A 12,194-nucleotide genomic window follows, 5' to 3' on the forward strand; every position below is an offset into this window, starting at 1 on the left:
GGGAGTAGAGAGTGGACGGCTTAGTCCTGCTTGCCAAAGACCGGGTTGTGTACCTTGTCCAGGTTGATGTGAACAGCCTGCTGGTCGGTGTAGAAGTCGATCGAGCGGTAGCCGCCCTCGTGGCCCAGGCCGGAGGCCTTGACGCCGCCGAACGGGGTGCGCAGGTCACGGACGTTATTGGAGTTGAGCCACACCATGCCGGCCTCAACGTTCTGAGCGAAGTTGTGGGCGCGCTTCAGATCCGAGGTCCACACATAGGCGGCAAGGCCGTACTTCGTGTTGTTGGCCAGCTCGAGGGCTTCTTCATCGGTATCAAACGGGGTGATGGCCACGACGGGGCCGAAGATCTCTTCCTGGAAGATGCGGGCGTCCGGCTTGACGTCAACGAAGACGGTCGGCTGAACAAAGTTGCCTTCCTCGAAGCCCTCCGGGCGCTCGCCGCCGGCGGCCAGGGTGGCCTCCTGCTTGCCGATCTCGATGTAGGAGGTGACCTTCTCGTAGTGCTCCGGGTGGACCAGAGCGCCGACCTCGGTGGTGGGGTCGGAAGGCAGGCCCACCTTCACGCGCTTAGCCTGTGCGGTGTAGCGCTCCACGAACTCGTCGTAGATATCGCGCTGAACCAGGATGCGGGAACCGGCGGTGCAACGCTCACCGTTAAGGGAGAAGACGCCGAAGATGCAGGCATCGATCGCGGTCTCCAGGTCGGCATCGCTGAAGACGATGGCGGGGGACTTGCCGCCCAGCTCCATCGACAGACCCTTGAGGTGAGGGGCTGCGTTGCCGAAGATGATCTGGCCGGTGCGGGACTCGCCGGTGAAGGAAATCAGCGGGACGTCCGGGTGTTTGACCAGCGGGTCACCTGCATAGCCTTCCTCACCAAAGCCGTTGACCAGGTTAAAGACGCCCTTCGGCAGACCGGCCTCCTCAAAGATTCCTGCCCACAGCTGTGCGGAAAGCGGAGTGAACTCGGCTGGCTTCAGGACGACGGAGTTGCCGGTGGCGATAGCCGGTGCGAGCTTCCAGGACTCCAGCATGAACGGGGTGTTCCACGGGGTAATCAGGCCCGCCACGCCAATCGGCTTGCGGTTGACATAGTTGATCTGGCGGCCCGGCACCTTGTAGGCGTCGTCAGCCTGCGCCACGATCAGGTCTGCGAAGAAGCGGAAGTTCTCAGCAGCGCGCTTAGCCTGGCCGTTGGCCTGGGTGATGGGCAGGCCGGAGTCGAAGGACTCCCACGCGGCAAGCTTGTCTGCGCGGGTTTCGACAATGTCCGCAATCTTGTTCAAGACGCGGGCGCGCTCGCGCGGCAAGGCCTTGGACCACGGGCCGTTCTCGAAAGCATCCTTAGCGGCGGCCACCGCCTTCTCAATGTCTTCCGGCTTGCCGGAAGCAGCCTTGATGTAGGGCTTGTTCGTGACCGGATCCAGGACCTCGAATTCATCACCATCTACCGACGAGACAAACTCGCCATTGATGTAGTGAAGAATCTTCTCGGGGAGATCGGTGGGCTTAGCTGCATCGTTGTTCGTAGCCATAGGTGGTTTACACTCCTTAGTCGTTTTTCTTGCGATAGGTGCTGAGGGTGGTCAGTCTGTGTTGCCTGGCCACCTTTTCTATGTAGGTGGGTTCCGCGCCAGCCTCGATGAGGCTGAGCAATTGCTCGTGTTCTCGTGTGGACTCTTGGGCTCTCTCGGGCACGTACCGAAAGGTGGAGACGCGGTGGTATTCCAATTGCTTCCATTGGTCCACCACCAAGTTCTTCAGCCTCTCGTTCGGGCACTTGGAGAAGAGAACGCTATGAAATTCTTTGTTGAGCTGGGTAAATACCTCTGGATCGTGGTGGATATCAAGCTCCCGCATGCGCTGATTAATCTCCCGCGCCTGGGCAATATCCTCTGGGCCAAGATGCGGAGCGGATTGCGCCGTGGCGTTGGCCTCCACGGTGGCAACGATGTCCATGGATTCGTAATAGGCCTCGCGGTTATACGTGGTAACGCTGGCACCGACGTTGCGCTCGTAGGTGACCATTCCTTCCGCCTCAAGCTGGCGAATGGCTTCGCGGACGGGGACCACGCTGATTCCCAAGTCATCCGCGATTGCTGCCAGCACGAGGCGGTAGCCGGGTTCATACTCGCGAGTACGAATCTTTTCACTTATCCAGTTATAGGCTTTCTGGGACTTGCTCTCCCCAGCTGGTGCCGCGGGTTCCGTCATTGACCACCCGCCTTTCCATCACGGAACGCGATGTAGGCTTCCTTGTTCGCTCCGGTCGGCGGGAAGAGGCCATCCAAGCTGGCTCCCGTCTCCACCTGGGAAGCAACCCATTCGTCCTCGTGCTCCTTGGCCAGAGCGGCCTCGGCGACTTCGGCTGCGATGTCGCGGGGAATCACCACGACGCCGTCATCGTCGCCGACGATGATGTCACCGGGAAGGACGGTGGCGTTACCGCAGGAGACGGCGATGTCGCTATCCCACGGAACGTGTTTGCGTCCGAGAACGCAGGGGTGCGCGCCCTGGGTGAAGACGGGAAGGCCAATCTCCTTGACGGCCTCGTAGTCACGCACGCCGCCATCGGTCACAACACCAGCAGCACCGCGCACCTTGGCGCGCAGCGCCAGAATGTCACCGAGCGTTCCGGAGCCGGATTCCTGACGGGCCTCAATGACGATGACCTCGCCCTCCCTGACCGTGTCGAAGACCTTCTTCTGCTCGTTGAGGCCACCGCCATGGGACTTGAACAGATCCTCACGGCCGGCCACGAAGCGCAAGGTGCGGGCGACGCCCACCATCTTGGTTCCCTTGGCTTGCGGGTACACGCCTTCGATCACGGATTGGTTGATGCCGCGCTTGCGCAGCTGAGCAGACAAACCGGCGGTGGGGGCCTTCTCCAGAGCAGACTTAAGCTCCGGGTCGAGGCCGCCCTCATCCTTGGGGGGAAGGCCAGCAGACTCGCGGTCACCGTAGGCATCCTCGCGCTGCTTATCGTCAATGTAGGGCAGATTGCCCAGCTGCGGATCGAAGGAGGCGGGGACTTCCTTCACGGTGGTCTTCAGCTTGCCGGAGCTCACGCCTCCTGGAACGTCGACCTCAACCTCTACGACGTCACCAGGCTCGATGACGGAAGATCCTGCAGGGGTGCCGGTGAGGATGATGTCACCGGCCTCCAGTGTCATGTGCTGGGAAAGGTCGGCAACAAACTGGGCGAGAGGGAAGATGAGGTCTTCGTCGGAGGACGTTCCCTCTTGGACAACCTCTCCGTTGACCCACGTGCGAAGGCGAAGGCCCTTGGGGTCGATCCCCTGGGCGTCGATAAGCTCCGGCCCAATGGGGGTGTACCCATCGCGCGACTTGGAACGGGTATTGGAGCCCTTGTCCTGAACCTTGTAGTCGTACAGGCCAATGTCGTTCGAGGCGGTCACGTAGGCAACGTGCTTCCACGCATCCTCGAGGGATACGTTGCGGGCCGGAGTGCCGATGATAAGTGCGATTTCGCCTTCGAAGGCCAACAGTTCGGTTCCTTCGGGGCGCTCGACTACCCCGTCCGACTCAGCCAGCGTGCTCGTCGCCTTGAGGAAGTAACTCGGGGTCTTGGGCCAGCGACCGCGCTGTGCCGCGCGGGACTCAAAGGCCACATGGACAGCGATCATTTTGCCCGGTTTAACCGGCAAGAACTCAGGTACAGCCATGAAGAATCCTTAATTGTGAACAAATCCTTGCCCAGATCGTATATTATCCCTAGCACCACCGCAAGTGGTTCAACTCACACGTTTTTCCGTATATGGCACACCCCATGCCGAAAGGAATCTCACTATGTCGCACGCAACTGTCACGCCGACAATATCGACGGCTGAACGCCGCCGCGTCGTCGCCGCGACGACCATCGGTACCGCCATCGAGTGGTACGACTACTTCCTCTATGCAGCAGTGGCCGGACTCGTGTTCAACCACCTCATGTTCGGCCCGCTCGAAGGTGGCCTGGCCACCATCATCTCCTTCCTGACCGTTGGCTTGTCCTTCCTGTTCCGCCCAGTCGGCGCCTTCCTGGCCGGGCACTTCGCCGACCGCTTCGGACGCCGCGTGGTCCTCATGGTCACGCTCATCGCCATGGGCGGCGCAACCACCCTGATTGGCGTTCTGCCAACCTATGAAACCGCTGGAATCTGGGCGCCGATTCTCCTCATCACCCTGCGCATCATCCAGGGCATCTCTGCTGGTGGCGAATGGGGCTCCGCGGTGCTCATGGCGGTGGAACACGCCCCGACTGACAGGCGCGGCCTCTACGGCGCAGGCCCCCAGATCGGCGTACCCGCCGGCCTGCTGCTCTCCTCTGGCGTGCTATCCATCATGAACACCATCGCGCCTGGCGACGCCTTCATGGACTGGGGCTGGCGCGTTCCCTTCCTCCTCTCCTTCGTCCTCGTCTTGGTGGGCTACCTCATCCGCATGGGCGTCGACGAATCCCCGGTGTTCGCGGAGATTGCGGAACGCGAAGAGGAAGAAGCCACCAACCCCATTGGCACGCTGTTTAAGAAGTTCACCCCGCTCGTCCTGGTCGCCGCGCTCGTCTTCGCAGGTAACGGCACCGTCGGGTACATGACTACGGGCGGCTACATCCAGCGCTACGCCACCGACCCCGAGGGCCCCGTCGCACTCGACCGCGGTGATGTCCTCAACGCCGTGACCGTGTCTGCCTTCTCTTGGGCCTTGACCACCTTGTTCGCCGGTTTTGTCTCGGATTACATCGGCCGCCGAAATACCTACCTCCTGGGATTCATCTTGCAGGGCATCGGCGCTGCCGCCCTCTTCCCGCTGGTCAATACCGGAAGCCTAGGCCTCCTCTACGGCGCACTCCTCTTCCTCACCGTGGGTCTGGGCCTGACCTACGGCGCGCAATCCGCGATGTACGCAGAACTATTCCCCGCCTCGATTCGCGCCACGGGTGTGTCCATCACCTATGCCCTCGGCTCGGTCCTGGGCGGCGCCTTCGCCCCCATGATTGCCGCTTCGCTCGTCGAGGCAACAGGTACCACTTTTGCGGTGTCGGGCTACCTCGTATCTGCTTCGATCGTCGGCTTCATCTGCACCTTCATCCTGCGTGAGCGCAAGGGAATCGCGCTCGGCGCGGAACACGAGGCCGAGCAATCCCGAGGACACTTCATTTTCAGCCCGCGCTAGACGACGCCCCTCCACATGAGCCCTCACGATTTCACAAGGGCCATTGTGCGAGGCGGGCATATCATATATGATTCCCTTCTAAGACCCAGCTCACATCTCAGAGACGCCTTGAACTGAGTCACCACCCACAAGAGCAAAGATCACATGGCAGTAGGGGAGTGGCCGCTACCCCCACCACCCCTTCGTTCTCGTTCATTACAACCGCTGACTAAGGAGTCCACAGTGCAGTTCCACCACAATGGCTACGTTTCGGAAGACCCCCGCGTGCACGAGCCCGCCGGGTACGGCGTCGATCGCGCTTCTGAACTTCCAGATGAAATGGACGTTCTCATTGTGGGCTCCGGGCCCGCAGGCATGATCGCTGCGGCACAGCTCGCGATGTTTCCCAACGTCAATACGCGCATCATTGAGCGTCGCCCGCATCGCCTTGAGCTCGGACAAGCTGATGGCATCCAGTCCCGCTCTGTAGAGACCTTCCAGGCCTTTGGCTTTGCTAAGGAAATCACGGAAGAGGCCTATGAAATTACGGAGATGGCCTTCTGGAACCCGGATCCGAATGATCGCTCCAAGATTGTCCGCGGTGCCTGCCCTGTTGATGATGAACAAGGAATCTCCGAATTCCCACACCTCATTGTCAACCAGGCCCGTGTGTTGGATTACTTCGCCCGCTATGCACACCGCGCGCCCGGCCGCATCACCCCGGACTATGGCTGGAATTTTGTCTCCCTAGAGGTAGGGGAGGGCGAATACCCGGTGACGGTGCACCTCGAGGATGTCGACGGCAACCCGCGCGACGTTCGCGCTAAGTACGTCGTCGGTTGCGATGGCGCTAAGTCACGCGTCCGCAAGTCCATCGGCCGCTCGCTCAAGGGCGACCAGGCTAACCACGCGTGGGGTGTCATGGACGTTGTCGTTGACACCGATTTCCCGGACTGGCGCACCAAGTGCGCCATCCACTCCCAGGCCGGTTCTATCCTCCACATCCCGCGCGAGGGCGGCTACCTCTGCCGCGTGTACGTCGATCTCGGCGTGGTGCCAGAGGATGACAACCACAAGGTCCGCAACACGCCGATTGAGAAGATCATCGAGAAGGCGAACGAGATTTACGCCCCCTATTTCGTCGACGTCAAGATGGTGGCGTGGCATTCCGTCTACGAGGTGGGCCACCGCCTTGTCGACGCCTTCGACGATAACGACGACGACCCACGCGTCTTCCTCACCGGCGACGCCTGCCATACCCACTCGGCAAAGGCGGGACAGGGCATGAACGTCTCCATGCAGGATGGCTTCAACATTGGATGGAAGCTCGGCCACGTCCTCGACGGCCGCGCGCCGAAGGAGCTTCTCAGCACGTACCACGGTGAGCGCCAGCCGGCCGCCCAGAACCTCATCAACTTCGACCGCGAGTGGTCGACCCTCATGGCCACCCCGACAGAGGAGCTCGATGATCCGGAGGCAGTGGAGAAGTACTACGTTGCCGCGGAGGAGTTCGCCGCCGGCATGATGACGCAGTACGAGGAAAACCTGATCGTCGGCACTACCCAGCACCAAGATCTGGCTTCCGGCTTCCCGGTGGGCAAGCGCTTCAAGTCCTTTGAGGTCCTGCGCCGCTGCGACGCCTACCCTCAGCACCTGGGCCACCAGCACACCGCAGATGGCCGCTACCGCATCTACGCCTTCGCCGATGCCCCCAAGGCCGGCGAGGACTCCACGCTGAGCCAGTGGGCCGAGAAGGTCGGGCCCATCCTGGCCAAGTTCACCCCCGAAGGGGCTGACGAGAATACCTACTTCGATGTGAAGGCCATCTACCAGCAGACGAACCACCACGACTACGAGATTCTCGACGCCCCTCTTCTCTTCCGCCCCCGCAACGGCAAGTTCAATGTTCCGAATTGGGAGAACGTCTTCAACGCACTCCCCGGGGACAAGGACATCTTTGAAGGCCGCGGCATTTCCCGTTACGGAGCCGTCGTCATCGTTCGCCCGGACCAGTACGTCGGTGCCGTCCTCCCACTCGATGTTCCATCAGCGGTCGAGGACTACTTCTCCTCCGCGCTCATCAAGCTCAAGTAGCCCCTCATTCACGTTCAACTCTCGCTGCACTCCTTAGGGCCCGGCATCGTGCCGGGCCCTTTTTGCCGCCTTGCCGAAACCACCCTCATGGACACAGGGGGTCGGGACCGCCAAGTACAGCACCTAGGTTTCACGTGAAACACTCACGCATCGGTCCCTTCAGCTCGTCCATCCGCTTACCACGGGGGTACCCGCCGGTGCATTATCTGTACGGCGGAAGGTATCGGTGTTAGAGTCAGTGATATGAAGAACACAGTTAACCTTTGGTGGTGGCGCGCGTAACCCGCGGGCCTCGTTGTTCTCCCATATTTAAGGCCCGCAGCTGCGGGCTTTTCGGCGTTTTGCTCTCTTGCGAAGCTCGCGGCAGCACACAAAACCGTTGAAGAAAGACAGAATATGCCGTACACAGCCACACGCGAGGTCAGGTACACACCCGACGCCAGCGCACTCTTTTATGCCCTCGCCACCCCACAGAACTCCCTGCTCTTAGAGTCCGCGGACATCGAGTCCAAGAAAAACCTCACGTGCATCGCCATCACAAAGGCTGCACTCAAGGTGGTGTGCCGGGGCCAGGAGGTCACCGCCACCGCGTTGACAACGTCGGGCGGCCTTCTTATCGACGAACTCCGCGCGGACTTCCAATCACGGATCATCCACAGCTCAGAAGGCAGCGTCACCTTCCGCTTCGATCTCCCCACCGAGCACGATGAGCGCGCCCGCCTCCGCGCCACCTCCACCGCTGATATTCTGCGCACGCTGCAGTTTAGCCAGCTCTACTCCGGCGAGTCACTCCCATTCCTTGGAGGCGGATTCGCCTTCGACTACGTCGCGACGTTCGAGGAACTGCCACCGGTACCGGACGGCCCAAACGCGTATCCGGATTATGAGTTTCTCGTCGCCGAGCATGTCCTCACGGTGGACCACCTCACCAAGAGAGCAAAGATTGAGGGGTGGGGCGTCGACAAGCGCGCGCTCGAAGCGGAGCTCGACCGTACCGCTGCCACCGAGCCCATCACCCCAGAAGCCCCCGCACCGTGCGAAACCATCAGCGCACGCGCCAGCATCGATGACGCTGCCTTCCGCCGCCACGTCGAGCGCCTCCAAGGCAACGTGCATGCAGGCGATATTTATCAGGTGGTCCCTTCCCGCGCCTTCAGCCTCGACTGCCCCGATGCCTTCGCCGCCTACCGCACGCTGCGGAAGACCAACCCCTCGCCGTACATGTTCTACCTGCGCGGGGAGGAACACGAGCTCTTCGGTGCGTCCCCTGAGTCGAATCTGAAGTACACGGCCTCCGACCGGCAGGTGCAGCTCTATCCCGTGGCCGGCACCCGCCCGCGCGGTGCGACCCACGAGCTGGATATCCGCAATGAACTGGAGATGCGCACCGACTCCAAAGAGGTCTCGGAGCACATCATGCTCGTGGACCTGGCCCGCAACGACCTCGCCCGCGTCGCCGTCCCCGGCACCCGAAAGGTCGCCGACCTGCTCCAGGTGGACCGCTACTCGCGCGTCATGCACCTGGTTTCCCGGGTCATCGCCACGCTGCACGAGGATTTCGACGCCCTCGACGCCTACCGCGCCTGCATGAATATGGGCACGCTCACCGGCGCTCCGAAGCTGCGCGCCATGGAGCTCATCCGCGAAACCGAAGGTACTCGCCGCGGCTCCTTCGGCGGCGCAATCGGCTACCTGCGCGGCGATGGCTCGATGGATAACTGCATCGTCATCCGTTCCGCCTATGTCAAGGATGGCACGGCCGTCGTCCAGGCCGGCGCGGGCGTCGTGCGCGATTCCGTCCCACAATCCGAGGCCGACGAAACGGTCCACAAGGCCTACGCGGTGCTCAGCGCCATCGCCCAGGCACACAACGCATCTCTGGAGGTCATCCGATGAATCCGCACGTCGTCCTCATCGATAACCACGATTCCTTCGTCTACAACCTCGTCGACGCCCTCGCCGGCTATAACACCACCGTCTTCCGCAACATCGTGCCCGTGGAGGAGGTCCTCGCCGCCCAGCCCGATATCATCCTCCTCTCGCCCGGCCCGGGTCATCCCCGCGACGCCGGATCGATGATGCAGCTTATCGACGCCACCCTCGGCCGCATCCCCATCCTCGGTATCTGCTTGGGCTTCCAGGCGCTCCTTGATCACTTCGGCGGCACCGTCGAGCCCTGCGGCCCAGTCCACGGCTCATCCGTACCCATAACGCTGACCGACGCCGGCGCCAGCCACCCTCTCTTTCAGGGTCTCACCACCGACTCCGAGCCCGATAACCCGAACTATGTTGGCCGCCTCATCCCCGTTGCGCGTTACCACTCCTTAGGCTGCGCGAACGTTCCCGCCCAGATTCGCAGCCTCGCCGAGACCGAGACCGCCATTGGCCCCGTCACCATGGCGGCGGAAACACTCGACGGCATGGCTCTCGGCCTCCAGTTCCACCCAGAATCACTCCTCACGCCGACGGGACCGATCATGATCGAGCGGTGTATTAATCAACTTTCTGTTCACCCCACCATTGAAGGATCCAAGTAATGACTGATAATAAGGCATTGACGACATTGCAAGCCTTCCTCGACATCCAAGAGCCGACCCTGGAGCAAGCCATCGAGGTCTTCACCCCACTGACGGTAGGGGAGTATGACGATATCCATATCGCCGCCCTCCTGACCCACATCCGCACCCGCGGAGAGACCTTCGCTGATGTCGCCGGCGCGGCACGCGCTTTCATCAAGGCCGGCCGGCCATTCCCTGTCACCGGCAAGGGGCTCATGGACACCGCGGGAACCGGCGGCGATGGCGCTAACACCATCAACGTCACCACCGGCGCTTCCCTCGTCGCCTCCGCGGGCGGAGTCAAGATGGTCAAGCACGGCAACCGCTCTGTCTCCTCCAAGTCTGGCTCAGCCGACGTCCTGGAGGCCCTCGGCATCCCGCTTGATCTCGACCCAGACCGCGCAGTCCGCCAGCTCGAGGCATCCAATTTCACCTTCCTCTTTGCGCCGGCCTACAACCCGGCCGTCGCCCACGTGCAACCGGTGCGCAAGGGCCTCGGCGTCTCCACTCTCTTCAACACCATGGGCCCGCTCCTGAGCCCCGGCCGCCCGGAGTTCCAAATCATGGGCATAGCCAACCCCGAGCAAGGCCAGCTCATCGCTGAGGTCTTCAAGGAGCTCGGCCGCACCCGCGCGCTCGTGGTCCACGGTGCTGGCACCGATGAGATTGCCGTTCACGGTACCACCCAGGTCTGGGAGCTTCGCGACGGCACCATTAGCCACTACGAGCTCACCCCCGAAGACCTCGGCATTTCCCGCCATGACTTGTCCGACCTTGCCGGCGGCAACGGGGAAGAAAACGCGAAGGCCCTCCGGGCGGTCTTCGCCGGTGCGGGCAAGCCGGCCCATCACGACGCGATCGTCGCCACCGCCGGCGCCATGTTCTATCTCAACGGCACAACTGACACCATCCAAGACGGCGTCGCGCACGCCAACCAACTCATCCAGGACGGCACCGTGGCCGCATGGCTGAAGAAGCACGAGGAGGCGAACTATGGCTCTGCCGACCGTGCTTGAGGGGATCGTCGCCAAGCGCCGCACGCATCTACCAGCCATCCGTGAACGCCTCGCCCACGTGGACCTCACGACTCTCCCGCGCTCCGAGCGTTCCTTCTACGACGCGCTCAACGGGACCAACCGTTTCATCATGGAATGCAAGTCCGCGTCCCCGTCGCTCGGCCTCATCCGTGAGCATTATGAACCGGGAGCCATCGCCCGCGTGTATTCGCGCTATGCCTCAGCCATCTCTGTTCTCTGCGAACCGGACCGTTTCGGTGGTGACTATGCCCATTTGCAGACCGTGGCGCTGTCCACGCACCTGCCGGTCTTGTGCAAAGACTTCATTATCGATCCGATCCAGGTGTATGCCGCGCGTTACTTTGGCGCCGACGCCATACTGCTCATGATGTCCATCGTCGACGATGAAACCTATGCAGAGCTCAAACATTTGGCAGATTCCCTTGGGCTCGACGTTCTCACCGAGGCGATCACTGAGGACGAAGTCGAGCGCGCCACTGCCTTTGGCGTGGACGTCATTGGCATTAACAACCGCAACCTCCACGACCTCAGCATCGATCTCACCCGGTCCGAGCGCCTGTCTCGCTTTGTGCCCTCCGGCAAAGTTGTGGTTTCGGAATCCGGCATCCGCAACAATCAGACTGTGCGCCGCCTTGGGTCTCATGCCAACGCATTCCTTGTCGGCTCCCAACTCACGGGTACGCCTGATATCGATCGTGCTGCACGCGAGCTTGTCTATGGCCACAATAAGGTCTGCGGACTTACGGCGTGGTCTGCAGCTCAGGCCGCCCGCGCCGCCGGCGCAGTCTACGGCGGGCTTATCTTCGAAGAGGCATCGCCGCGCAATGTTTCACGTGAAACCGCGCTCGACATCATCGCCCACGAACCCGATCTCAGCTACGTCGCGGTCTCTCGCCGCACCACTGGCTGGGAGGAGCTCGCTTTCGACGGCATCTCCGCCCTGCAGATCCACGCCCCTTACCAGGGAAGCACATCCGCCGAACTTCAACTCATAGAGTCCGTCCGCGCGGTAGCGGGGGAGCGGCAGGTATGGCGCGCCATCGATATGACAGCGCCGCACGGCCCGGAGCTCGCCACTGCGCTTGCCGACGCCTCCGACATGCTCATCCTCGACTCTGGCGCCGGCGGTACGGGTAACTCCTTCGATTGGTCAACAATTCCCGACAACGTCAAAGAAAAGGCACTTCTCGCGGGTGGCCTTAAACCCGACAACCTTCACGATGCGCTAGGCGTTGGCACAGCCGGACTGGACATCAACTCCGGCGTCGAAATTAACGGCAGAAAGGACACCGCGCTCATCGCTACGGCCTTCAACACCATTCGTCACTTTACGTATTAACCCTTAACCCAA

Annotated in this window: 9 protein-coding genes; 6 read left to right on the top strand and 3 right to left on the bottom strand. The window is 61.8% G+C overall.

Annotated elements, in window-relative coordinates; genetic code table 11:
• Positions 1 to 20 precede the first annotated feature (20 nt).
• From hpaE to HMPREF2808_RS05135, 3 genes are read right to left on the bottom strand one after another with little or no spacing between them, the layout of a single operon-like run.
• Entirely contained in the window at positions 21 to 1,535 is a 1,515-nt protein-coding gene (hpaE, locus tag HMPREF2808_RS05125; protein WP_070563617.1) for a 5-carboxymethyl-2-hydroxymuconate semialdehyde dehydrogenase, read from the bottom strand.
• 16 nt (positions 1,536 to 1,551) lie between these two features.
• Positions 1,552 to 2,214, bottom strand: a complete 663-nt coding sequence (locus HMPREF2808_RS05130) for a GntR family transcriptional regulator (RefSeq protein ID WP_070565662.1) — start codon at positions 2,212 to 2,214, stop codon at positions 1,552 to 1,554.
• Positions 2,211 to 3,686, bottom strand: a complete 1,476-nt coding sequence (locus tag HMPREF2808_RS05135; protein WP_070533647.1) for a fumarylacetoacetate hydrolase family protein — start codon at positions 3,684 to 3,686, stop codon at positions 2,211 to 2,213. The genes HMPREF2808_RS05130 and HMPREF2808_RS05135 overlap by 4 nt, the downstream gene beginning before the upstream one ends.
• A 124-nt stretch (positions 3,687 to 3,810) precedes the next feature.
• On the opposite strand from HMPREF2808_RS05135, the gene HMPREF2808_RS05140 reads away from it, so the two are divergent.
• The 6 genes from HMPREF2808_RS05140 (at position 3,811) to trpCF (ending at position 12,182) form a co-directional block, all read left to right on the top strand.
• Complete coding sequence (locus tag HMPREF2808_RS05140; protein WP_070565660.1) at positions 3,811 to 5,175, top strand: MFS transporter; 1,365 nt, start codon at positions 3,811 to 3,813, stop codon at positions 5,173 to 5,175.
• 222 nt (positions 5,176 to 5,397) lie between these two features.
• Entirely contained in the window at positions 5,398 to 7,248 is a 1,851-nt protein-coding gene (locus HMPREF2808_RS05145) for an FAD-binding monooxygenase (protein WP_070624082.1), read from the top strand.
• A gap of 396 nt (positions 7,249 to 7,644) precedes the next feature.
• Complete coding sequence (locus HMPREF2808_RS05150; RefSeq protein WP_070624084.1) at positions 7,645 to 9,144, top strand: anthranilate synthase component 1; 1,500 nt, start codon at positions 7,645 to 7,647, stop codon at positions 9,142 to 9,144.
• A complete protein-coding gene (locus tag HMPREF2808_RS05155) occupies positions 9,141 to 9,785 on the top strand; it encodes an anthranilate synthase component II (RefSeq protein WP_070565654.1) in 645 nt (214 codons plus the stop codon). The genes HMPREF2808_RS05150 and HMPREF2808_RS05155 overlap by 4 nt, the downstream gene beginning before the upstream one ends.
• Positions 9,785 to 10,822, top strand: a complete 1,038-nt coding sequence (gene trpD, locus HMPREF2808_RS05160; protein WP_070565652.1) for an anthranilate phosphoribosyltransferase — start codon at positions 9,785 to 9,787, stop codon at positions 10,820 to 10,822. The genes HMPREF2808_RS05155 and trpD overlap by 1 nt, the downstream gene beginning before the upstream one ends.
• Positions 10,800 to 12,182, top strand: coding sequence for a bifunctional indole-3-glycerol-phosphate synthase TrpC/phosphoribosylanthranilate isomerase TrpF (trpCF, locus tag HMPREF2808_RS05165; protein WP_070624086.1), 1,383 nt, complete (start codon positions 10,800 to 10,802; stop codon positions 12,180 to 12,182). The genes trpD and trpCF overlap by 23 nt, the downstream gene beginning before the upstream one ends.
• Positions 12,183 to 12,194: the final 12 nt, after the last annotated feature.

The organism is Corynebacterium sp. HMSC078A10, assembly GCF_001811565.1.
Lineage (GTDB): Bacteria > Actinomycetota > Actinomycetes > Mycobacteriales > Mycobacteriaceae > Corynebacterium > Corynebacterium hesseae.

Excerpts from the sequence above, each read along its gene's own strand:
- hpaE (WP_070563617.1), bottom strand. The coding sequence starts at position 1,535 with ATGGCTACGAACAACGATGCAGCTAAGCCCACCGATCTCCCCGAGAAG.
- HMPREF2808_RS05130 (WP_070565662.1), bottom strand. The coding sequence starts at position 2,214 with ATGACGGAACCCGCGGCACCAGCTGGGGAGAGCAAGTCCCAGAAAGCC.
- HMPREF2808_RS05135 (WP_070533647.1), bottom strand. The coding sequence starts at position 3,686 with ATGGCTGTACCTGAGTTCTTGCCGGTTAAACCGGGCAAAATGATCGCT.
- HMPREF2808_RS05140 (WP_070565660.1), top strand. The coding sequence starts at position 3,811 with ATGTCGCACGCAACTGTCACGCCGACAATATCGACGGCTGAACGCCGC.
- HMPREF2808_RS05150 (WP_070624084.1), top strand. The coding sequence starts at position 7,645 with ATGCCGTACACAGCCACACGCGAGGTCAGGTACACACCCGACGCCAGC.
- HMPREF2808_RS05155 (WP_070565654.1), top strand. The coding sequence starts at position 9,141 with ATGAATCCGCACGTCGTCCTCATCGATAACCACGATTCCTTCGTCTAC.
- trpD (WP_070565652.1), top strand. The coding sequence starts at position 9,785 with ATGACTGATAATAAGGCATTGACGACATTGCAAGCCTTCCTCGACATC.
- trpCF (WP_070624086.1), top strand. The coding sequence starts at position 10,800 with ATGGCTCTGCCGACCGTGCTTGAGGGGATCGTCGCCAAGCGCCGCACG.